Genomic DNA, 24,047 nt, shown 5'->3' with positions numbered 1-24,047 from the left:
TTTATTTTGTTATTTTGATATTAATTTCTTTAAAGAACTCTTTATTTTTATAAGTTCTAATGTATCTTGCTAAGTTATATGTGTTATCACCATCAACTAATAATTCAGTCATTTTTTTATTTCTAGAATCTGAATTATTTTTTGTTAAATCAAGTAATCCTTGTGAACCACTTAATGCTGGTTTAAGACTTGATCTAATAATATCTGTAGTTGGGATTGCTTTTGAAGAAACTAAAGCAACATTACTACTTGCTTTATTTTGTTCTTTACTCATTAATGAATTTAAATAGTCTTTTATAAATGAAGTATTAATTGAACTTACTCCCGCTTTAACTTCTGGTTTTCCAGTTGTTGAATTTAAAATTTGTTTAAAGTATTCAGGAATTAATGCTTTTGCTTCAGTTTCATCAATGTTTCTTTCAAAATAGTCTTTTTCAATTTCAGTTATAACTTTAATTAAGTTAGTTTTATCACCTATTTTATCAGTTTTATTATTGTAACTTCCATCTAAATAACTTTCATAGATTTTCATTCCTAATTTTGTTGCTGGCATGTAAGTTGTTTTTAAACCATATTGAGCTGTTTTAATTGGTTGCATTATATAGTTTAAGAATCCTTGAACTGTTTTTTCTTTTTCAACAGCATTTTTTCCTTCCGATTGGAAACCAGCAATTCCTCTTCCTTGTGATAGAAACACGTTTTTGTTTGTTCCTTCACCATTTGTTGTTGATGTTGTTATAACGTCAGCCTTACTTACTGGTCTGTATGTTTTTTTAACTATTTCACCTTCACTATTTGTAACATCTCTGTTTTGTAATTGATCAGTAAAGTAAGTGTCATTTGCTGATGACGCACTTGCCATGAACATTGTTGATTTAACAAAATCTTCAGTTACTCAGTTTTGTGTATTGTTTGATTTTCTTGCTGTTGAAAATACACCGTTTCATTGATCTCTTCAATCTGTTGTTATAGAATCATCACCGTTTTTTAAAGCAGCATCTTTCATACCTTGAAGATATTCAGTTGTATTAACAAATCCTTGAGAATATGGGTTTAGTTCAATATTTGCAACTTTGTTTTCATAAGTTGTACTATATCAAAAATCATTTTGAGGAGTTTCTGAAATTGGTTTTTGAACATTTATTACACCTTCTTGTGCTGCAGTTGTTGCAGCACAATCCATGTAATATTTGTTATCTAGTGAATCAATTCCAAAAGCAAAATTATATTTATCTGTTGCTGTTACAGCTTCTTTACGAGTTTGTTCATTTAAAGTAACTTTTACATCAAGACCTTTATTGGCCACAACTTCTCTAAAAGCATTAGTAACGTTTAAAACATTTTTTGTTGAATTAAAAAATGCTTTTATTCCATCAACATCTTTAATTTCTTTTAATGAAGTTTCTAAACTAGTAAATAGTGCAGAATCTAGTTCAATTGCCTTTGTTTCTTTAGTGATTGCGTCAGTAGTTTTTGTACTAAAAGTTAATCCGTCTGCAAAAATTTTTGTTTTTGCTCATTTTTCTGATTCATCTAATAATAATGCTCTTTGCTTGTTATATTCTTCAAATGTTTTTTCAAGTGCAGCTGCATCAGCTTTTAATTCAGGGAACAACGCCATAAATTGAATAAATAAGTTTACGTTAAGAACAGATATGTCAAAAGATTTACCAAATGGTAAAACAATTTGTTCATTTCTATATTGTCCTTCTTCCATGAAAGCAGGTGTTATTAAGTCAGCATTAAGCTTATTATATCCTTCATCTCCCATAGATTTTTTCATATCTCTAACTTTGCTTCCAACTGAAGAATCTACATATGTTGATGCAGCATCAACATATGATACATATAAGTCTGGTAAATTATCTTTTGATTGAATAGCTAAATCTAAGTAGTTTGAATTTTTCATTACAACTTTAATTGGTACAAAATTTTCATCATTTTTATGAATTGCGTTATATCCATCAGCTAAATCTTGAAAGTTTTGTCTTTTTTCTTGATCTCCTGAACTGCTTGTTGTACCAAACAGCATGAATATTACTTCTTTTTCTGGTTTCACCCCACATGAAACTACAGAAATCGCAGCTCCCCCTACCACAAGTACAGATGATAGTGTTAATAATAGTTTTTTCATTTTATTTCAACATCTTTCTTTATATAATATTTTAATTATAAATCTTTTTTTAACAAAAATCACAAAGAAAAAAACCACTATTGGCTTCTTTTCTATGATCATTCAATTGTTTTTGGATCAGCTGGTTTTTTATTTTTCTCTAAACTGTCAATTAATCCATTTTTAATATGAATAACTGTGTTAGCAATTTTGGCAATGTTAGGGTTATGAGTAACAACTACAACTGTAGTTTTTTGTTCACGGTTAACTTTAACTAAAATTTCTAATACTTTACGTCCCATTTCTTCATCTAATGCTCCTGTTGGTTCATCGGCAAATAGGATTTCTGGGTTTTTAGCTAATGCTCTGGCAATAGAAACCCTTTGTTGTTGTCCCCCAGACATTTGGTGAGGGTATTTATTCATTTGTTCTTTCATACCGATTGTTTTAAATATATCTTCAATACTCATTCCTTGTTTATTTTTGTTTGCAAGGTTTTGTCCAACTTCAGCATTTTCTTTTGAAGTTAAGTTTGTTAGAAGGTTATATTGTTGGAAAATAAATCCTACATTTCTTCTTCTAAATTTTGTTAAGTGTGAATCTTTTAATAATGATAAGTTTGATCCTAAGATAAATACGTCACCTTCAGTTGCTTTATCTAATCCTGAAATAACGTTAAGGAATGTAGTTTTTCCTGATCCTGATGGTCCTAAGATAACAATAAAGTCACCTTTGTCTAATTTAACATCAATACCTTTTAAAATTGGTGTTTCTAAATCTCCAGTAATGTATGATTTTTTAACATCTTTTAATTCAATAATGTGTTTTTCAGTACTTGGTTTGCAATTTGTTGTTGTAATAATTGCACCATCAGCTAAAATTTTTTTAGAATATTTACTTGTTAATTGTTTTTGGTATTTATTTTTTTGTTTTAAACCTTTAATACCTTTATCAAAGTTTGTTTTTGGTTCAAGTTCAATAAATTCACGTTCAGCTTCAGATTGAGTTGAAATGTCAAAAATTTCAATTTCTTTTACTTCTTTAATAATTATTTCTTCATTCTTAGTTTTTTTGTTAGTTTGTTTTTCCATTACTACATTTTTTTTATTTCTAGCTTCTTTATCAGCAAGTAATTTAGCAGCTTTTTCTTCTTTTAATCTTTTTGCTTCGGCTTCTTCTTCTAATTTAGCAACTCTTTTAGCCTCTGCTAATCTTTCTTTATCAGCAAGTCCTTTAACTTTTTCTTCTTCAAGTCTTTTTGCTTCAGCTTCTGCTTCTAATTTTTTAGCAGCTTCTTGTTTTTCTAAGAACACACGAGCTTTTTCTTCTTCGATTTGTTCTTGATAAATTCTTTTTGCGTCAATTTTGTTTTGCTTTTTAGCTGCTTTTTCTTCTTTGATTTTTTGTTTAATTAATTCTTTTTCTTTAATTTCATTAATAAATTTTTGATCTCTTTTAATAATTGATTTAGTTTTTGGTTCAACTACTTTTTCAGCTTTAGCTGGTTTAACTGCTTCAGCTTTAACTTTAGCAGGTTTTGGTTGAGCAACAACTTTTAGTCCAGCTAATTTTTCAACTTTAGCAGCTTTAATTGCTTCAGTTTTAGCTACAACTGGTTTTGGTTGTTTAGCTGGTTTTTCTTCTTGTTTAGGTAGTAATTCTTTATCAATTGATTTACCTTTTAATTTAGCTACTTTTTGTTCATTGGCAGCTTTTGATCAAGTATTGGTACTTACGTTTTTTTTGTTATCAGCCATTTGTGTCTCCATTTCTGTTTATTAAATTTTTCAAAATGTTAAAACAATATCTTAATAATATTAACATTAATAACAAAAAAACAAAAGTTTTAGCCTTTAACTTTGCTAAAATCTCTTGTTTAAATTTAGATTAATTTATTTAATTCAGCATTATTAACTGTGTATTCTTTATTACAAAAATCACATATTACTTGAATATCTTCTTTTCTATCTACAATTTCTTTAAGTTCATCAGTTCCAAGTAATTTAACAGAATTTAAAATCTTTTTATCATTGCATGTACATTTAAAAATAAGTTCTTTACTTTGAAGAATTTCAGCATCATCTAAAATATCTTTAATTACTTCATAATAATTTGTTGATTTCATTAATATTTCACATAAGAAATTAGTATTTCCTAATTTAGCTTCTAATAAATCAATATCTTCTTGTGTATGTTCTGGTAGTAGTTGAATTAATACTCCTACAACTTTTTTAATTTTTAAATCATCATCTAATATTACATCACTTGTTAATAATGAACCAACTTGGTTACTGTCTCTTAAAAAGTCCATTCAGATATGATCCATATTAGGTGAATCTGTATTAATTGTTGAAACATAAGGTTCTTTTAAACCAATATCTCTACTATTTAATAATTGACCTTGGCTTCCAATTGTTGCATAAATTGGATTATTACTTACATGTGGAATATATTCATCAATATTAAAATCTTTAACTTGTGCATATGCTCTAAGTTTGTTATTTTGGAATTCAGCAATCATTTTTTTAACTGCTCCATTACTTGTTATATAGTTAGTATTAATTTTTGCTAATTCTTTATTATCTAATGCAATTAAAGTATTCCCAATTGTAAATTTAGCTAAAGCAATACTAATTAATGGATTGGTTTGTTGTAAATCACAAATTTGTTTCATACTTTCACTAATATCAACAATTGCAATTTTCGCATTATGTTTATGACTTATTGCTCTTATTTGTAAATCCATTTTGTTTTCTCCTATTATTTTTAAATTTTACTCTATTTCTATAATAAAATTAACAATTAAGTAATTTTATCAATAGATTTTTTATCTTATTTTGTATTATACTTTAAATATTAAATCACTAAATGATTTGGAGGATATTATGTTAGATATTAATTTTATTGAAAATAATTTAACTAAAGTAAAAGAACAATTAAATAAACGAAGTGAAAACTATGCAGTGATGTTTGATGAAGTAGTTGAATTAAATTTACAAAGAAAAGCAATTTTAAAGGAAGTAGAAACTTTAAAAGCAAATAAAAATAATTTATCAAAACAAGTTGGTGAATTGATGCGTAATAAACAAATTGATGAAGCTAACAAAATCAAAGATGAAGTTAGTTCAATTAATTTAACAATTGATAAACTAGATGAAAAATTAAAAACAGTACAAGAACAATTAACTGTTAAATTACAAAATATTCCAAATATTCCTAATGATGATATGCCTTTTGGCGCTGATGATAATGACAATGTTCAAGTTAGAGTTTGAGGAAATGAGTTTATTAAAAAACATCCTACTGCTCACTGAGAAATTGCTAGTCAATTAAACTTTGTTGATTTTGAAGCTGGTCCTAAATTAAGTGGTTCTCGCTTTGTTGTTTATACTGGACTTGGAGCTAAATTAGTTAGAAGTTTAGCTAATGTTTTATTAGATTTACATACAAGCAAAGGTTATCAAGAAATTACTGTACCTTTATTAGTTAATACACAAGCAATGTATGGAACAGGTCAATTACCTAAGTTTAAAGAAGATGCTTATATTACAACAAATGATCAATACTTAATTCCAACTGGAGAAGTACCTTTAACTAACTTACATGCTGGAGAAATCTTAGATTTAAATCAATTACCAATTCACTATACAACATATTCACAATGCTTTAGACAAGAAGCTGGAAGTGCTGGTAGAGATACTAAAGGATTAATTAGATTACACCAATTTAACAAAGTTGAGTTAGTTAAAATTACTGATCAATTATCTAGTGAAGCAGAACTACAAGCAATGGTTAAAGATGCTGAAGCTGTTTTACAATTATTTAATTTACCTTATCGTGTGGTTGAATTATGTACTGGAGATGTTGGGTTTAGTTCTACAAAAACATATGACTTAGAAGTTTGATTCCCAGAACAAGATAAATATCGTGAAATTTCAAGTTGTTCAAACTGTACTGATTTCCAAGCAAGAAATATGCAAACAAGATATCGTGATGCAAATGGTGAAGTTAAATTAGTGCATACTTTAAATGGTAGTGGGGTTGCAATTGATCGTTTAATTGCTGCAATTTTAGAAAACTATTGAGATGGAGAAAAACTAATTTTGCCAACTGTTTTAAGACCATATTTTAATAATCAAGAATATATTAAATAAATTAGAAAAATTATAGGTAACAAACAATGAAAATCAAAATATTAAAAACAATTACAACAAATAACTTTTTAGATAAGTTGAACCAAGAGAAAATAAAAAAAGTCTTTATGAATGCTTATAACTATGCCTTCCAAAATTCAATCAATGACCAATTGGTTGGTGTTTATAGTAATTATGAAAATAATTACAAAGGGGAATTTTGACTATTCTTCTGGATATATAATTGAAGATGGTTCTGATGAAGTTTGGGATTTAGAATTAAATGATAATGATGGGACTGACTCAAAGTTTATAGTATATTCAAAAAAAGTTACTGAAGAAAATTCTAAAATAGCTAGTCTTTGAAAAAAATTTGAAATCTTGAAGAAAATAATGAATTACAAGAAAATATACAACTGATATTGATTTATTCAAAGATGGAAATATATTATGTCTATTTAGCTGTAACAAAAAATAATTAGGAAAATATACTGAAATCAAATTAAAAAACGCAACCTTAATAAATTGTGTTTTTTAATATTTACTATTTTAGTGTCTCAATAAAGTGTTTCTTTTTAATTCATTTTAAGTTTTTTTCATTTACAATTATTTTTAAACAATATAGGAAGCATAAAAATGAATACAAGAAAAACAAAAACAAAAACGTTTGAATTCTTAACTCTTTTTGTCATGGTAATTGGAACTGTTATTGGTTCTGGAATATACATGAAAAATAGTGAACTATTGAATCAAACTAACAACCCTATTATAGCTTTAATACTTTGAACATTTGTTGGGGTAATTTGTATTATGTCAATGGTGGTGTTTATTGAGATTTCATCATCAACAAAACACTTTGGAAATGGTACATTAGGAAACTGAGCAAAAATATTTATTAATCGAAAAACAGCATCATTCTTTTCAATTATGTATGGATGAGTTTATATACCAAGTACACAAAGTGTCTTTATTGCTGGAGCTGTTAATTATCTACTATTAGCAATCGGAGCACCAATCCTTCCATATCAACAATTAATTATTTATCTATTAGTAGGAATTAGTATTTTTATTACTTGTACTGTTCTTTCAGTTTATAAAAGATTTATTAACCAAAGAATTCAAGTAATTGGAATTATCATTAAGTTTGTTCCATTATTAATTGCTTTCATTGCTGGGTTTATTTTAATTGATAAAACAGGTGGAAGTAGTGCTATGTGACCAAGTGATGGTAATGCATATGGTTGATCACCAGTGCTATTCTTAGGTGGTTTTGGTGGAATTCTATTTGCCTTTGATGGTTATGTATATATTGCAAATGCCCAAAAAACTGCAACTAATAAAGATGTTGTACCTAAAGCTTTATTTGCTGGAATGATCTTTGTAGCAATCTTTTATGTATTAATGGCTTTATCATTATTTTTGGGATCACCAGATGGATCAATTGTTAAGTTATTTGAAAAAATGTTAGGTGGTAAAGAAAGCAATGTTGCTAGAATTATTTCTAATTTAATTTTAATGACTATCTGTTTATTAGGTTCAAGTATCTTTGTGGATATTGCAATTGTTGATTTAGCATCTGATGCAAACAATAAAACTATTTATACTAAGAAAAGAGCTATGAGTTATCAAGAAGCAGGATTTATTCAATTCTTAATTTTTATTGTTGCTTATACTTTCTTAATTACAATTGGTATTTGTACAAAAAGAGAAGGTTGAGATGGAATTAACTCTGCTGTTGGATCACAAAGTGTTACATTTATTGAAAACCTGTTAAATAAACCAGCTGATTATATAAATTGATTTTCTTCTGGAACTAGTGCATTAGTATTTATTATGGTATTAGCTGTAATGATTGCTGGGGTTGTTAATCGTTTTACAAAAAAGGTAAAAGTTGAACAAACTAAATTATTTATGGTTTGTGGAATCATTTCTTCATTCTTTATGACTATTTTCATTTTATTTGGAATAATAGCCTTTATTTGAGAACCAAAAAATATTGCTAAGAATGATTGAGGAATTACTCAATCTGGAATGTGATTCTTAATTATCTTAGTTATTTCATTATCAATTAATTTAATTGTATTTTTAATTCAAGAATATAAATTTAAAAAAGATCCTTATCTTGAAGGATGAGACGGAGAAATTAATCCTGACATTATTGTTAAAGATAATTTAAGTATTAAAAAAGATTTAATAATTTTAAAGAATAAAGTTTTTAAAAGAAAAATTAAATAATAAATTTAAAGAGCATTTTAATGTTCTATTTTAATGTTCTTTTTTTATATAATCATCTTGCCTAAATATTATAAAAGATTGGAGGCTTTTAGATGAAAAATGACTTTAAAATAAAAATGTTCCTACAGACCAAGAAAAAACAGTTTAAAATTTGGTCAGCATTTACAATTCTTTTACTAATCATTGCTTTTATCATTTTAATTAGTTGAATTTTAAAATGAAATGGAGCAAGCATTACGCATCATGATGGGACAAAAGATAAAATTAAAGTTTTAGGAATATTTGATTTATTCTTAGCACCAATTCATGGATTTGTTAGTGGTGCTAAAATTATTGTTTTTTTTAGTTGCATTGGGTGGATTTTTAAATATCATAATCTGTTCTAAAGCATTAGAAGGATTTTCTCAAAACATTACAGCAGCATTAAAAGGGAAAGAGATTTGGGCAATTATTCCATTAATAGTTTTTTTCAATTGTTGGTAGTGCAGAAGGACTAGCTGAAGAATCACTAGGATTTTATATGATTTGTATTCCATTAATGATGGCTACAAAATTTGATAAATTAACTGGTTTTATGATCGTTCTACTTGGAGCTGGTGTTGGAGTTATGAATTCAACAGTTAACCCATTTGCAATTGGGGTTGCTGTAGATACTATTAAAGATTTACGAATTGAAACATCTGTTGGAGATGGATTAGTTTGAAGAATAGTTTCATGATTTGTAATGACAACTGCTTCAATAATGTTTGTTATGTGATATTCATGAAAAGTTAAAAAGAATCTACAAAAATCTGTTGTTTTTAAAACAATGGAAGCAAATAAAAAATTCTTTTTAAATGAAGCAACTGAAAAAATTGAAATGACATGAAAAAGAAAATTAACACTTACCGTTTTTGGTCTTACCTTCTTATTAATGATTTTTTACACGGTTGGTTAAGATAGCATCTTTGGATTTGAAAATGATCCTTTAGATGAAAGCACATGAGGGCCATTTATAAATTTGGTGAATGAATACATTTACAGATCTCTTATTTAACAATACAGCTGAAGGCTTTGGTAATGGCGGATTTATTGTTGTTTCTGCTATCTTCTTAGTATCAGCAATTGTTTTAAAATTTATTAACGGGCTTGGTGAAGAAGGTTTCTTAGATCAATTTATGATCGGAGCAAAAGATTTATTTGGTGTATGTTTAGTTATTTCTGTTGCTGGTAGAATTGGTTGATCATTAAAAACTTCATTGATTCAAGATTTAGTTGTTTCAGGATTATCTGATTCAATTGGTGGAATTAATTCATCTATTGGAATTTTAATTATTCTATTTATTTTATTCTTACCTCTTTCATTATTTATTCCTTCAACATCAGAATTTGCAAGAGCTGTTTTCTCATTACTTTCAGGAGTAGTTGCAAAAGACCCAAAAGTTTTAGCTAGTGAGTCAGTAAGAGCGTTTGTAATCGCAAATGGGTTTATTAATTTATTTACCTCAACATCAGGAATTTTGATGGCTGCAATTGGAATAGCAAGAATCGATTATACAAAGTTCTTTAAAGTCATGTGACCAATATTAGCAATTCTATTTGTGCTTGCAATTGTATTGATTTCAATTGGTGGAACAATTGGTGGAAATATCGCTTAATTCAAATTGATTCTTCGGAATCTATTTTTATTACTAAAATAGTATAATAATAAATAGCAAGGAAATAGACATGAATAATATAAATCAAACAATAGTTGCACCAACAACCAATATTTCAACTCAAGCTATCTCTTTAATCAGAATTAGTGGAGATGATAGTTTTAATATTATTAATAAACTATTAAATCTTAAAATTACTGAAACAAAAAATGTTTGAGTGAGAAAATTATTTGATAAAAATGAACTAGTTGATGAAGTTGTGTTAACTTCGTTCGTAGCTCCAGCAAGCTTTACTGGTGAGAATGTGGTTGAAATCGCTTGTCATGGGGGTATTTTAAACACTCAACGCATAATCAACCTAATTATCAAGAACGGTGCAAGAATGGCTAATAAAGGTGAATTTAGCCAAAGAGCATTTTTAAATAATAAAATAGATTTAATTCAAGCAGAAGGAATTAATGATTTAATCTTTGCTAAGAATGAATTAGCTTTAAAAATTGGAGTTAATAACATGAGTGGTACGCATAATCAAAGCATCATTAACTTGAAAGCAAACTTATTAGATATTATTTCAAGAATTCAAGTTTCAATTGATTATCCTGATTATGAGGATGTTGAAGGAAATAGCATTCCTGAGTTAACAAGTGCATTATCTGATATCAATGTTGAAGTTAATAAATTATTAAAAAGATCTAAAATGGCAATTAAAAATACTAACGGAATTAAAACAGCAATTGTTGGTAAAACCAATGTTGGTAAATCTTCTTTATTAAATGCATTATTAAATGAAGACAAAGCAATTGTTACAGATATTCACGGAACAACTAGAGATATTGTAACTGGTGAAATTAATCTTGAACATATCAGTTTAAATTTAATTGATACAGCCGGAATTAGAAATACTAGTGATGTTGTTGAAAGTTTAGGAATTGAAAAATCATTTAAAATGATTGAAGAAGCTGAACTAGTTTTATTTGTTGTGAATAATGAATCTATAGAAGATAATGAAAACAAAAATATTTTTAATAAACTAACAGATAAAAAATTTATTTTAGTTGTTAACAAAAGTGAACTACTTTCAGATGATGAAAAGCAACAACTATTAAATCAATTTAATAATGTTGTATTTACAAGTGCAATTAACCAAGATATTAACGCATTAATTAATAAAATTGAGAAAATACATATTAGTGAAGAACTAACAAAAAATGATTCTTTAATTTTAATTAACATTGAGCAAATTTCATTTGTAGAACAAGTAAAAGAGCGTTTAGAAAGATCTCTAAACGCCATTATTGCTGGAATGCCAATTGACATTGTTAATGTTGATTTACATGAAGCTTGAAATTACTTAAATGAACTTATTGGTGAGCAATATGATGAAGAAATCATTGATAATATCTTTAAAAAATATTGTCTTGGTAAATAATCTCATTAAACTTTAAAAGATATTTAAAAAGTCACCTTAAGCCATCGAAATTGAATGATTTAAGGTGACTATCTAATTTATGTTAAGCAAGTAACATAATTGGCATCAGGTTAGATTTCAATATAACAATTTATTTATTTGTTTCATTTTATCTACCTCCTTTTTTATTTCTCATTCATTTACAAATGCGTTTAATAATGAATAAAATAAGCTCTTTAATAAGATGAATTGTTACTGCTAATAAAATAGTTTTTATAAGAATAAGCATTACTCTTACCAACATAGAAATAAAGGAGCACCAAAGATACTGATGCCCAAAATAACAAATCTTATCTGTGATGCACCTAGGCAATGAAGTTATCAATTATTCTAAACTAATTTAAGTCAAATAAACTATTGTATATCGCCTGAAATTATTTACGCCAAAAGGCAAACAAGTGTGGGTAACCACGAAATCTTGATATATTAATTATAACAAAAAGGTTGAAAGCAAGGTTAAATGTGGAAAAAATAACAACAAAAAAAGATTTTGCAAAAAATATTTTAAAAAACAAGTAAATTGATTTTTTTATTGAAAACAATATTAAAATTTTTAAATTAAAAAAGAATGCCCAGAGTATTTATCTTCTGTCTAAAGGGTTCTAGCATATTTAAAGCAGTTAAAATGCATAAATATGTTACAAAAGAAACTATATTTTATGTAAAAATAGATATACAAGAATATTTCGAAAATACTCAATCTTTAAAGTTATTAAAATATATTTCTGAAAAAACAGAAAATTCAAAAGACATAAATAAAATTATATATAAGTTTTGTACCTTGCCGTATGCATTAATAAGAGATTATTAAAAAAATATTTATACCTCAGAGTTTTTTCAATCTGGTATCGTTTGTTTTCTTTCAAATGCTTCTTTTTTTAATGAACTTTTTAATTTTATTAAAACTAAAAATGGAAAAATGAGTATTTATGTTGATGATATATTTTTATCTTTTAAAAATGAAAATCAATTACAAGAAACAATAAACAAAATATTTGAAATAGCTAAAAAACATAAAGTTAAAATAAATAGAAAAAAAGTATTTATTTCTAATTCATCAAAAGGAATTCGTTATCACAACCTTTTATTTAAAAACAAAAACTTTATGTAATAAATAAAAAAGTATTAAAAAATAAAAAACGCAAAATCATATGTTAAAAATGTTTAAAAATAAGTATTTTAATAAAATAGCTTTTACTACTACTTTATTTAATACTTACTTATTAATATTATGAATAACCTAATTTTAATCTTCTTCGAACTCTTGGTTTTCTTCTCCGTGTTTACGGTATTCTAACATTACTGCTTGAATTTTATTACCTTCACTTAAACGAATTCCTCTAACTCCAGCAGCAGCTCTTCCTAATACAGGAATGTCTGATGCTTTTGTTTTAATTAAGTTTCCATCAGTTGAAATAATACATACTAAATCAGTTTCTCTTGCTGCAATGATTGATTTAAAGTCACCTGTTTTTTCATTTAAGTTCATAACTTTAATACCTTTAGCATTACGACCAGAAATTCTATATTCATCAATGTTTGTTTTCTTGAAACTTCCTTTTGAAGAAATAGTTGTAATGTTTTCAATTCCAAATGAAGTTACTGCTCCAACCACAATATCTTTTTCATCAAGTTTAATTGCTTTAACCCCTGATGCTGTTCTTGATAATGGGCGCACAATATTTTCTTGGATTCTAATTACTTTACCTGATTTATTAGCAACAAAGATTGTATCTTCTCCAGTTGTAGCAAATACTGTTACTAATTGATCATTTTCTTTTAAGTTAATTGCAATCTTACCATTTTTATTAATATTGTCGAATAATGAAATATCTGTTTTTTTGATCATTCCTTTTTCAGTAATGAATGTTAGATAATGCATTTTTTCTTTTGCATTTCTTAATGGCAAGATAGCTGTAATTTTATCTTCAGCTGTTAGTCCATTTAAGAAGTTAACAATTGGTAATCCACGTGCTGTACGTGAGTATTGTCTAATGTTATATGCTTTAGTTCTAAATACTTTTCCTGAGTTAGTAAAGAATAATACTCAATTACGCATTTTTCCCATTGTGGCAATCACAATTGGATCTTCGTTAGCTGAGTTAACACTAACTCCTCTACCACCACGTTTTTGTACTCTAAATTCTTCAGGATCAACACGGCGGATGTATCCTTCTTCACTTAAAAGAATCATTGTTTTAACATCTGGGATTAATTCTTCATCTTCAATGTCCATTAATCCTTCATCAATTGTTTTAGTTCTTCTGTCATCACCGAATTTATCAGCAATTTCACTTAATTGATTTTTTAATACATTATTTTGTTCTGTTTCATCAGAAATTAATAAAGTTAGATAATCAATTCTTTCTTTAATTTGTGCCATTTCTTGTTGAATTTTTCCACGTTCTAATCCAACTAAACGTTGTAATCTCATATCAAGAATAGCCTTGTTTTGTTCTTCATCAAATCCAAATGCTTCAGTTAATTTTAATTTAGCTTCATTTGATTCTGGTGAATTTCTTAAAATATTAACAATTGCATCAATGTTATCTAATGCAGTATCTAAAGCTTCTAAAATATGAAAACGTTTTTCAATTTTATCTTTTTCAAAGATAGAACGTTTAATAATTACATTAATTTGGAAATCAACATAGTGTTTAATAATTGATTTTAAATCTAATAACACAGGAATGTTATTGTGTAGTGATAACAAGTTTAATGAGTAAGTTGTTTGTAAGTTAGTAAATTTATATAACTTAGATAAAACAACATCAGGGTTTGAATCACGTCTTAATTCAATAACAATTCTAATTCCTTCATAGTTAGATTCATCACGAATATCTGAAATACCTTCTAATTGTTTTGTTTTAACTAATTCAGCAATTCTTTCAATTAATTTAGCTTTGTTAGTTTGGTATGGAATTTCAGTAATTATAAATCTTGCATGACGATCATTTTCTTCAAGTGCAACTTTAGCACGAATAGTTACAGCACCTCTACCAGTTTTGTATCCTTCACGCATTCTGATTCCATTTGTCATTAACGCACCAGTTGGGAAATCTGGTCCCATAATGTGGTTATCTAAAATTTCATCAATTGTAATATCACGATTATCAATAAATGCATGAATCGCACTAATTACTTCTCTTAAGTTATGTGGTGGAATACTTGTAGCCATCCCAACAGCAATTCCCATTGCCCCATTTGCTAATAAGTTAGGGAAGTAACCTGTTAAGTAAGCAGGTTCACGTTCACTAGCATCATAGTTATCAACAAAAGGAACAGTGTTCATATCAATATCTTTAATAATAAAATTTGATACTTTAGCTAATCTAGCCTCAGTATAACGCATGGCAGCGGCTCCATCACCATCGATTGAACCAAAGTTACCATGACCATCAACTAATGGGTAACGGTATGAAAAGTCTTGAGCCATTCTTACCATTGAGTCATAAACAGCAGTATCACCGTGTGGGTGGTACTTACCAATAACTTCCCCAACAATACGTGCTGATTTTTTGTGTTGTTTATCTGCAGTAATCCCTAAATCATTCATCGCATAAATAATACGACGGTGAACAGGTTTTAAACCATCCTTCAAGTCTGGAAGCGCACGACTAACAATAACAGACATTGAATATTCTAAAAAGTCTTTTCTAACCTCAGCAGCAATATCAATACCCTTAATAATACCATGGTTATGTTCTAAGTTTTTTTCACTCATTTTAATTCACCTTTTCTATTCTTTGTCTAAAAGTCAATGTTTTCAACAAACTCTGCGTTTTCTTGAATATAATTTCTTCTTAGTTCTGGATCTTCTCCCATTAAGTCTGAGAATACCTCATTAGCGATTGCAGCATCTTCTAATTTAATTTGTAACATTGTACGTTTTTCTGGATCCATTGTTGTTTCTCATAATTGAATTGGATCCATTTCTCCAAGTCCTTTGTAACGTTGGATTGTGTATCTTGAATCTCTAAATTCATCTGCTTTTAATTCTTCAAGTTCAGAATCACTATATGCATAAGCAACTTTCTTACCAGCTTCAATTTTATAAAGTGGAGGTTGAGCGATATACACGTGACCATTAACAACTAATTGTTTCATATATCTATAGAAGAATGTTAATAATAATGTACGGATGTGAGCACCATCGACATCAGCATCAGTCATAATAACAATTTTTCCATATCTTAATTTAGATAAATCAATATCTTCTTTAATTCCAGTTCCAATTGCAGTAACAATTGATTTAATTTCATTGTTTGCAAAAGCTCTAACTTCAGCAACACGTTCAACGTTTAATACTTTACCTCTTAAAGGTAAGATCGCTTGGAATCTACGGTTACGTCCTGTTTTAGCAGAACCACCAGCTGAATCCCCTTCGACTAAATATAACTCAGCGATTTCAGGGTCTTTACTTTCACAATCAGCTAATTTACCTGGAAGTGAGAATGTATCAAGTGCTGATTTTCTTCTAGTTTCTTCTCTTGCTCTTTGAGCAGCGATTCTAGCTTTTTGTGCATTAGCATTTTTATCTAAAATTGTTTTTGCATCTTCTGGAGATTTTAATAAGAATTCTTCAAATGCATCTCCAACAACAGCATCAACTGCTTTTTTAGCATCTGGATTAGCTAATTTAGTTTTAGTTTGCCCTTCATATTGTGGATCAGTATGTCTGATTGAAATAATACATACCATTCCTTCTTTAATGTCATCTCATGAGTATTTTGCAGCAGGTTTATTTCCTGTTGCTACTTTTTCAGCATAACGGTTAATTACTCTAACTAATGATTGTCTTAAACCATCTTCGTGAGTTCCACCTTCATGAGTATTAATATTGTTAACAAATGTAATTAAGTTTTCTTGGTATTCTGCGTTATATTGTAAAGCTACTTCAACTTCAATATCATCGTGTTTGTCATCAACATAGAAAATGCTTGGGTTTATTTTTACTTTTGTTTCATTTTTTTCTTTAACATAATCTAAAATACCGTTTGGGAAGTGGTATTCAACATGTTTATCAATTCTTAAATCGTTTAATTCTATGACTAAACCTTTATTTAGATATGAAAGTTGTTTAACTTTATTTCTAATTGTTTCATAGTCAAATTCAGTTCCTTCTAAAAAGATTTTAGGATCTGGTTTAAATTTAACAATTGTTCCTGTTTCAGTTGTTTCTCCAATAATTTCAATTTCAGTTTGTTTAGTTCCTCCACCACTAAATACTTGGTGATGAATTTTACCTTCACGTTTAACTTCAACATCAACATATAAAGACAACGCATTAACTACAGAAGCACCAACCCCATGTAGTCCTCCTGAAATTTTATATGAGTCTGAGTCAAATTTTCCCCCAGCATGTAATTGAGTAAAAACTAACTCTAAAGCTGATTTCCCAGAATCAGCTTGAATTCCAACAGGAATCCCACGTCCATTATCTTGAACAATGATTTCCCCTTCTTGTGTAATAGTTAAAATAATCTTGTTTGCAAATCCTGCCATAGCCTCATCAACTGAGTTATCCATGATTTCTCAAACCAAGTGGTGTAATCCTGCTTTAGAAGTAGAACCAATATACATCCCTGGACGTTTTCTAACAGCTTCTAAACCTTTAAGAACTTTAATCGATTCAGCACCATAATTTTGTTCTGCCATATAATTTATTCACCCTTTTCTTTCTAAGTTTGGTTAATATATATTATATATTAATTTAGTCATTTTTGTTCATAAAATAAAGCGGCAAGGCATAACCCATAAAAAGTACTGATTTTATCTAAATTGCTTAAAAAATGCCCTTAAATTGCTTTATTTAGATATATTTATTAAAAATAAAATAAAAATGACTAAAGGCCATTTTTTTAAAGATTATTAACTTACTTTTCTTACATATTTAAATCATTTTTTTCTAAACCAAATAATAATATAAATAATGGATCTTACAATTGGATCAAATGCCACGATTACAAATATGATTGCCATTGTGTAACCCGGGTCTGTAACAACATTATTTGAAATAACTTTTGGTAATACATCCATAAATAAAATCATTGTACAAACAGAAATAAGTAATGGAACTCATAAATAACCAACTGATTATAATGATCTTAGTAATGTCATGTTAACCATATCAAATAAATATTTAATAAATAGAATTCCAAATAATAAGATTCCATATCTAATAATCACAACTCTTGAAATATGGAACGCTAAGAAAATTGGATAAATTAAAATGAATGTAACTGAAGACAAAATTAATTTTGCAAAAATTGAAATTCTTCAACAATCTATCCCAATTTTAAATACTCTTTCTTTGTCTTTAATACTGCCTTTTGTGCAACAAGAATTGATGTTACTGTTCGAATTAATTGTAAGAAGGTTGTTAATATAACATGATTGAACTAATTCTTGTATTTAGATTTACTAAACTATCTAATACGTGTTTTTGATTATCTGTTCCTGCTAATTATGGATCATATCAAACTGGTAGTTGTACATTTGTAATTGCACTTAACATAACAAAGTTACAAATATTGCATAAATTCATTTCTAAAGTTATGGTTAAACCAATTTTGACTGTTTCAATTACAAACTTAAATTTAACTAATTCTTTAAAATTTTGATTTTTATAGTCAATATATTTAAAGTTCATAATCATCATGTAAATTAATTGTGCAAAATTAGCTGCAGTCACTGATAAACCACCATAAACAGAATTTAGTTTAAATACATAAAGCACAAAACAAACAACGATTACATTAACAAAGTTTGAACAAATTGCTCCAATTGCAATGATCCTTTTTTTACAATCTTGTAATCCAGAAATATAAACTTGTGTAACACTCATAATTAAAAGACTAAAAATATTAATTCTAAAATAAGCTTTACAAAAATTTATCTCTGTTCAATTTGGATAATCAGGTTTAGTAGTAATGATTTCATCAGTTGCATTTAACATTCCTAAAAGTCTTTTGCAAATACTTGTAAAATAATAAACACAAACAAAGTAATAAAGAAGTTAACAATTATTCCTGTTGTAACAACAGATGATAATTTTTTTTGTATATTTTGACCAAATAAGTTACTTTCAACTACAAGAGTACCACTTGCAATTAATGAAGGAATAAAACTAACAGCATTAATTAAGATTGTTGCTTTAGCAATTCCAGACACAAATAACTGATCTCCTGTTTCATATCAACTAAACTATAAGACGTTTATTTGTGAAATTAAAGCTTATAATAAACAACTGAAAAAAGATACGCCCTGTTATTGAAATAATTTCTTTAAAATTTCGTGGAGCAAAAAACGCTTTTCCTTTAAATCAAACTTAACTTTTTCAGTTGTATTTACTTCTATTTTTTCCATTTTATTCCCTAAACTAATTCATTAAATATTTTTATAAAATCTTCTAACCCAATTACTTCAGGTCTCAATGATTTATCAATGTACACTTTTTGAAGTATTTCATTTGCTTTTATCTTATCATTTGTTACATTTGATAAGTTGTTTAATATTGTTTTTCTTCGATTATTAAAAATTTTTCTTAAAAATACTAAAAACTTATCTTTGTTTTTAATTTGACTAGTATATTTATTATTAAAAGTTAAAGATATAATTGCTGAGTCAACTTTTGGCACAGGATAAAACATATGTTTTGGTACTGTAAATTCATATTTTTTATCTGCAAAAAATTCACAAGCAACAGATAAGTTATTATAGTTGTTTTCACCTTTGTAAGAACAAACTCTAATAGCAACTTCTTTTTGCATCATAAAAACAGCTTTTGTTAATTGATCACTTACATTTAATGTTCTAAATAAAATTTCGCTTGTAATGTAATATGGCATATTAGAAATAATTGATACTTTTTGATTTTCATGTTGTTTTTTTTCTTTAATTAATTTTTCAAAATCAACTAATAATACATCAGATAAAAATAATTCAAAATTATCATTAGGAATTTCTCTTTTTAAAATTGGTTCCATGTCTGTATCAATTTCAATTGCTACAACTTTTTTATATTTTTGTGCAAGCAATTTAGTTAAAGCACCTGTTCCAGGACCAATCTCAATAATTAATTGATCTTTGTCGTCACCAAGAATTGAAACTATTTTATTAATTAAATTTTGATCACTAATAAAATTTTGACCAAACTTTTTCTTTGATTCAACTTTCATTTTATTCTCCTATGATTTTTTCTATATCTGTTACACTCAAATTCATTCAGTTAATTCATTTAAATAAACTCTTTGAACTTAACTCATCACTCAAATTATAATAACTTGTTATTTTGTTCCTATTTTCTTTTAAATAAAAATCATTATTAACATAATCATTTCAAGAAATAGATTCATTATTTTTATTATAAGTTATTAAATTATTTAAAGCATTTTTTATCGCTGTTTCATTTGCTTCAGCTATTCCAATTTTTTTAGAGTTTTTATCAATGTCAGTTTTTGAAATAAAAGCATTGTAAATATCTGTGTCTAAATACTCAATTAAACTTTCGCGAATTTTCTTTCCTGGTCCATCAGGATCTGTAAAAATTATAATCTTATTTTTTTTGTTTAATTCTTTAATTAGATTAAGTTTTTTATTATTAAATCCTAAACCATTTGTTTCAATTGTAATTAAATTTTCACCATATATTTTCTTCAATTTTTGTGAATCTGATTTACCTTCAACAATAATTATTTCATTTACCATTAATTCACCTATATATAACATTAAGATTATTATATACTATAATTAATGTGAAGAAGATTATGAACAATAAAAAAAATAGGAATAGTTTTTGGTGAAGAATTTACAAGAATAATTTATTCTGAAAAAGGAAAAACATATGACTATTTTAGTTTAGTTTGTTGAAACGTTTTAACAACTGAAATTCTTCTGTATTGTCGTGATGTAAAAATACAATCGGTCGTTTAGATGATTCTTTAAAAGTTGTTAATATTCTTGATAAATTTATTATTCAAGATTTAGAAATTTTTAAACACTATGTAAATATTCTTGTTAAAAATTCAAAGATGAATTTGACGGCGCTAATATTGTTATTGCTTGTCCTAACTCTGACAATGACTTTATTCAAGAATTCTTCCAAATTTTATTTAGTGAACAAACAAATATGCTTTGTTTAACTTTTGCTCCAAGAGTAATTCTTTCAGCACTAGGAGCTAATGCTGAAATTAATGATGAACATGGTTTTTTAATTTTAGACATCAATCAAGATTATGCAAAAGTTGCATTAACATTAATTGTTGAAGGTAAAATTGTTAATGATAAAGAAAATATGTATGCAAAAAAATTTTTAGATGATTCTTTAAATAAATATATGAGAGAAGAACATTAAATTTCTGTTGATAGTGACATGATTGAAAAAATTAAATCATCATTAGGAACTATTATTAAATTAATAGATGAATTAGAATTAAGTATTGTTGGAAAAAATATTATTACAAACGAAAGAAGAAGTGTTGTTTGTGATAGTGAAGAATTTAAAAAAATTTTATTAAATCTTTTACAAATTACAAATCATTAATTACAGCTGTTTTAGAAAACTCTTCTACTTTAGTAAGAAGTGGTGTTGTTAAAAATGGATTATATGTAAATGGTGAATTATCAGGAGTTAGTGATGTAAAAGATTTCTTTGAATACTTCTTTAACTTTCCAGTAACTATTTCAAAAAACTTGTATACTAAGATATCGAAGAAACTATTAAATATTTAAATTTAATAAAGTAAAAAATAAGGGTCGACTTGTTTTTATTTTTTTATTAAGCATATGTTGGTAAAACAACTTGTTTTAAATCACGTTTTTGTGCACCTGTAATTAATACTGGTTTGTTTTGTGTATTAAATGTCATATAAATTAATTGATCATCAAATGTTCTAATTGCTTCAATTAAATATTTTGTATTAAAGTTAATATTTAAAGAAGTTGAACCTTCAAATTTATAATCTGTAAATTTTTCTTCATACTTAGCTGTTTCAGCAATTGTTGCTTTTAAAATTATTTCACTAACTCCAATATCTAAATTAACCACTGACGCGATATTTGAGTCTGTTGTTAGTTCAAATCTGCTTAACACTTTTAAAATAGTTCTAGCGTTTAATTCTAGCTTAATTTCATGTGTTACAGGGAAAGCAGAATATACATTTGGATATCTTCCTTCAATTAAAGTAGATTGTAATAAATTATTATCTAATTTAAATGTGGCATTTCCATCATGCATAATGATTTTAAAATCATTAACATTATCGATTAATCTTGATAATTCTAATAATGTTTTATGTGGAATAATAATATCTATTTCTTCTGATGTATTTTCGTTTAATGTAATTTCTTTTAAGCTTACTCTGAAAAGATCAGTTGTAACAAATGAAATTTTGTTATCTTTAATTTTTAAATTCATTCCTGTTAAAACAACTTTTTGATTATACATACTGATTGAATTAATTGTTTGGTTTAAAGTGTTTTTAAACTCTTGTGGATTAATTGATAATTCAATTCCTCTTTCAACAAAACCAAGAATAGGGAAATCATCAAAATTTAAGATTGAAACTTTTAAATTTGATTTCTTTGTAATTATTTCTAATTCGTTTTCTCCAAAAGTTGAAAGTGTTACAAATTCACTATCTAACTTTCTTAGTAATTCTAAGATGAATTTAGGTTTAACTAATATTTTTCCTGGTTGATCAATTACAAGATCAGAATTTTCATTTATTAGATCAGATTTAAAAGAAGTTGAAGTATTAGATGAAATAATCACTAATTTATCAAAACTAGCTTCAATATGAATTCCTAATAAAGCAGGATTAAAAGATTTAGGATCAATAATTTTACTTGCTTTTGATAATTCTTCTAATAAGACATCTTTATTTATACTTATTTTCATATTTCCTCCATCTTTTTACAAAGTATATTATCTCATATATACAAATTAAAAACAAAAGAAAATAACCTTATTTTTATATTGTATTATTTATTATATAGTTAATATTTATAATAAGGTTTATATGTGGAAAACATTAAAAAATATTAGTAAATAAGAAACTTTGTTTAAAAATATATCAACATTAATTATCCACTTTTCCTCATAAAAAAATAAACCATCGCAAAACAGTTTATTTTACTACTATTTCATTTTTAAGAGACTCAACAATTTTTTTGAATTCTTTTTCTTTATATATTAATTTTTCTATTCTAGAAATAGCACTTAAAACAGTACTATGATCTCTTCCACCAAACTCAGCACCAATTTGAGTTGAAGTATGATTTAAAATAATTTTCGCAAAGTACATTGCTAAATGTCTAGCATTTTTAATTTCAGTTGTTCTTGCTTTTCCATCAATTGCTTTAATAGTAACATCATATTTTTTAGCTACAACTTCTTTAATTTTTTTAACATTTAATAATCCTAAATTAGCTGAAGGAGTATCTTTAAATAAATCAATTATATTTTCTAGATCAATAACATGATTTAAGTCACTTTGAATCCCAAAAAATAACAATCTGTTAACTATTCCTTTAATTTTTCTAACATCATCACTAAAATTTTGTGCTAAATAAACAATCGCATCTTCTTTAATTTTTTGTTTTAAACCTTGTTTTTTAATTTCTCATTCAATTATTAGTTTAGCTGTTGCAATATCAAGCGAATTTATTGGAGTAGAAAGACCAGAATTAAATCTAGTTATCATTCTTTTTTCAAAACCATTAAGTAATTCAGGAGTTTTATCACTTGAAAAAACAAGTTGTTTCCCATTTTCAGTAAAATTGTTGATAATGTTGAAGAAAAATTCATTTGTTTTATCTTTTTTACTTAAGAATTGAATATCATCTAAAATAAAAAAATCATTTGAGTTAATTTTATTTTTTAAATCTTCAATTTCTTTTAAATCCCCCTTATTTAGGGCATTTACAACACTTTTAGTAAAGTCTTCAGAAGTTAAATATAAAACTTTTTTATTACTTAAAGTAGCTTCATTTTTAATTGCTTGAAGAAGGTGAGTTTTTCCTAAACCAGAATCACCATAGATAAATAAAGGATTAAATGAAGAACCAGGATTTGTTACAACGTTTTTAGCAGCTAAATTAGCTTGCTTATTGCTTGATCCAACAATGAAGTTATCAAATGTTAATGCATTATCAGGAAGAAGTTTTGAGGCTTCTTCTTTCTTTATATTTGCTTTGTTATTTTTATTAAAAATAACTTTAGTAGAGAATTCAACAGCAACATAGTCATTTAAGAAAGATTTGAATCCGTAAACAAATACTTCTTTTAATTCATTTAAGATAGTTACACCTAAATTAGATCTAACAAGAATTACATATTCCTTGTTTGAAATTTTGACAAGTTCAGAAGTAAGGATATATTCCTCAATAATATCTGGATCAATTAGGTTTTCTTTCTTAAGTTTATTAACGATTAATTCTCAAAATTGTTTTGTCTCCAT

23 protein-coding genes are annotated in these 24,047 nt (G+C 26.7%); 10 read left to right on the top strand and 13 right to left on the bottom strand.

Annotation, left to right across the window (positions count from 1 at the left end; genetic code table 4):
• Position 1 precedes the first annotated feature (1 nt).
• From EMELA_RS00095 to EMELA_RS00085, 3 genes are all read right to left on the bottom strand, one after another.
• On the bottom strand, positions 2-2,134 hold the full coding sequence (locus tag EMELA_RS00095; protein ID WP_100608990.1) for a hypothetical protein: 2,133 nt from the start codon (positions 2,132-2,134) through the stop codon (positions 2-4).
• A 92-nt stretch (positions 2,135-2,226) separates the two neighbouring features.
• Positions 2,227-3,204 carry an ABC transporter ATP-binding protein gene (locus tag EMELA_RS05270; protein ID WP_084485286.1) on the bottom strand — a complete coding sequence of 326 codons (978 nt, stop codon included), beginning with the start codon at positions 3,202-3,204 and terminating at the stop codon, positions 2,227-2,229.
• A 791-nt stretch (positions 3,205-3,995) separates the two neighbouring features.
• Positions 3,996-4,859 (bottom strand): Hsp33 family molecular chaperone HslO, encoded by an 864-nt coding sequence (locus EMELA_RS00085; RefSeq protein ID WP_028123922.1) that lies wholly within the window; start codon positions 4,857-4,859, stop codon positions 3,996-3,998.
• Between the two features lie 139 nt (positions 4,860-4,998).
• On the opposite strand from EMELA_RS00085, the gene serS reads away from it, so the two are divergent.
• The 8 genes from serS (at position 4,999) to EMELA_RS00050 (ending at position 12,697) form a co-directional block, all read left to right on the top strand.
• Positions 4,999-6,267: a serine--tRNA ligase gene (gene serS / locus EMELA_RS00080; protein WP_028123921.1), complete on the top strand. Its 1,269-nt coding sequence runs from the start codon at positions 4,999-5,001 to the stop codon at positions 6,265-6,267.
• A gap of 174 nt (positions 6,268-6,441) precedes the next feature.
• Positions 6,442-6,708 (top strand): hypothetical protein, encoded by a 267-nt coding sequence (locus EMELA_RS00075; RefSeq protein WP_156932098.1) that lies wholly within the window; start codon positions 6,442-6,444, stop codon positions 6,706-6,708.
• A 174-nt stretch (positions 6,709-6,882) separates the two neighbouring features.
• Entirely contained in the window at positions 6,883-8,481 is a 1,599-nt protein-coding gene (locus EMELA_RS00070; protein WP_051584581.1) for an APC family permease, read from the top strand.
• 92 nt (positions 8,482-8,573) lie between these two features.
• Complete coding sequence (locus EMELA_RS04620) at positions 8,574-8,867, top strand: hypothetical protein (protein ID WP_198407618.1); 294 nt, start codon at positions 8,574-8,576, stop codon at positions 8,865-8,867.
• A gap of 134 nt (positions 8,868-9,001) precedes the next feature.
• On the top strand, positions 9,002-9,418 hold the full coding sequence (locus EMELA_RS05150) for a hypothetical protein (RefSeq protein WP_268875449.1): 417 nt from the start codon (positions 9,002-9,004) through the stop codon (positions 9,416-9,418).
• Positions 9,419-9,488: 70 nt separating this feature from the next.
• A complete protein-coding gene (locus tag EMELA_RS05145; RefSeq protein ID WP_198407617.1) occupies positions 9,489-10,118 on the top strand; it encodes a hypothetical protein in 630 nt (209 codons plus the stop codon).
• Positions 10,119-10,188: 70 nt separating this feature from the next.
• Positions 10,189-11,547 (top strand): tRNA uridine-5-carboxymethylaminomethyl(34) synthesis GTPase MnmE, encoded by a 1,359-nt coding sequence (gene mnmE / locus EMELA_RS00060; RefSeq protein ID WP_028123919.1) that lies wholly within the window; start codon positions 10,189-10,191, stop codon positions 11,545-11,547.
• A gap of 856 nt (positions 11,548-12,403) precedes the next feature.
• The gene (locus tag EMELA_RS00050) at positions 12,404-12,697 is read left to right on the top strand and encodes a reverse transcriptase domain-containing protein (RefSeq protein WP_332370119.1); all 294 of its coding nucleotides are present in this window, start codon (positions 12,404-12,406) and stop codon (positions 12,695-12,697) included.
• A 135-nt stretch (positions 12,698-12,832) separates the two neighbouring features.
• On the opposite strand, the gene gyrA is transcribed toward EMELA_RS00050, so the two are convergent.
• The 8 genes from gyrA to rnmV all read right to left on the bottom strand — a co-directional run bounded on the left by gyrA (position 12,833) and on the right by rnmV (position 20,295).
• A complete protein-coding gene (gyrA, locus tag EMELA_RS00045; RefSeq protein ID WP_028123916.1) occupies positions 12,833-15,310 on the bottom strand; it encodes a DNA gyrase subunit A in 2,478 nt (825 codons plus the stop codon).
• A 26-nt stretch (positions 15,311-15,336) separates the two neighbouring features.
• Entirely contained in the window at positions 15,337-17,244 is a 1,908-nt protein-coding gene (gene gyrB, locus EMELA_RS00040; protein WP_028123915.1) for a DNA topoisomerase (ATP-hydrolyzing) subunit B, read from the bottom strand.
• Positions 17,245-17,457: 213 nt separating this feature from the next.
• Positions 17,458-17,625 (bottom strand): hypothetical protein, encoded by a 168-nt coding sequence (locus EMELA_RS04405; protein WP_157844542.1) that lies wholly within the window; start codon positions 17,623-17,625, stop codon positions 17,458-17,460.
• A 57-nt stretch (positions 17,626-17,682) separates the two neighbouring features.
• The gene (locus tag EMELA_RS04400) at positions 17,683-17,838 is read right to left on the bottom strand and encodes a hypothetical protein (RefSeq protein ID WP_156932096.1); all 156 of its coding nucleotides are present in this window, start codon (positions 17,836-17,838) and stop codon (positions 17,683-17,685) included.
• Positions 17,839-18,052: 214 nt separating this feature from the next.
• Entirely contained in the window at positions 18,053-18,544 is a 492-nt protein-coding gene (locus tag EMELA_RS00035) for an MATE family efflux transporter (protein ID WP_028123914.1), read from the bottom strand.
• A gap of 2 nt (positions 18,545-18,546) precedes the next feature.
• Positions 18,547-18,759: a hypothetical protein gene (locus tag EMELA_RS00030; protein WP_028123913.1), complete on the bottom strand. Its 213-nt coding sequence runs from the start codon at positions 18,757-18,759 to the stop codon at positions 18,547-18,549.
• A 203-nt stretch (positions 18,760-18,962) separates the two neighbouring features.
• Complete coding sequence (gene rsmA / locus EMELA_RS00025) at positions 18,963-19,766, bottom strand: 16S rRNA (adenine(1518)-N(6)/adenine(1519)-N(6))-dimethyltransferase RsmA (protein WP_028123912.1); 804 nt, start codon at positions 19,764-19,766, stop codon at positions 18,963-18,965.
• A 1-nt stretch (position 19,767) separates the two neighbouring features.
• Complete coding sequence (gene rnmV / locus EMELA_RS00020) at positions 19,768-20,295, bottom strand: ribonuclease M5 (protein ID WP_028123911.1); 528 nt, start codon at positions 20,293-20,295, stop codon at positions 19,768-19,770.
• Positions 20,296-20,716: 421 nt separating this feature from the next.
• Between rnmV and EMELA_RS04605 the strand changes: the two genes are divergently transcribed.
• Together EMELA_RS04605 and EMELA_RS04600 are read left to right on the top strand one after the other, a co-directional pair.
• Positions 20,717-20,941 (top strand): rod shape-determining protein, encoded by a 225-nt coding sequence (locus EMELA_RS04605; RefSeq protein WP_028123910.1) that lies wholly within the window; start codon positions 20,717-20,719, stop codon positions 20,939-20,941.
• An 18-nt stretch (positions 20,942-20,959) separates the two neighbouring features.
• Positions 20,960-21,130, top strand: a complete 171-nt coding sequence (locus EMELA_RS04600; RefSeq protein WP_169733527.1) for a hypothetical protein — start codon at positions 20,960-20,962, stop codon at positions 21,128-21,130.
• A gap of 234 nt (positions 21,131-21,364) precedes the next feature.
• Here the strand turns inward: EMELA_RS04600 and dnaN are convergent, their stop codons facing one another.
• Both dnaN and dnaA read right to left on the bottom strand, forming a co-directional pair.
• A complete protein-coding gene (gene dnaN, locus EMELA_RS00010; RefSeq protein WP_028123909.1) occupies positions 21,365-22,486 on the bottom strand; it encodes a DNA polymerase III subunit beta in 1,122 nt (373 codons plus the stop codon).
• A 229-nt stretch (positions 22,487-22,715) separates the two neighbouring features.
• Positions 22,716-24,047 carry a chromosomal replication initiator protein DnaA gene (gene dnaA, locus EMELA_RS00005; RefSeq protein WP_051584580.1) on the bottom strand — a complete coding sequence of 444 codons (1,332 nt, stop codon included), beginning with the start codon at positions 24,045-24,047 and terminating at the stop codon, positions 22,716-22,718.

Source organism: Mesoplasma melaleucae (genome assembly GCF_002804105.1).
Classification (GTDB): Bacteria; Bacillota_I; Bacilli_A; order Mycoplasmatales; family Mycoplasmataceae; genus Mesoplasma; species Mesoplasma melaleucae.
Note: the sequence above shows the minus strand (reverse complement) of the source record. Positions and strands in the feature narration are given on the sequence as shown.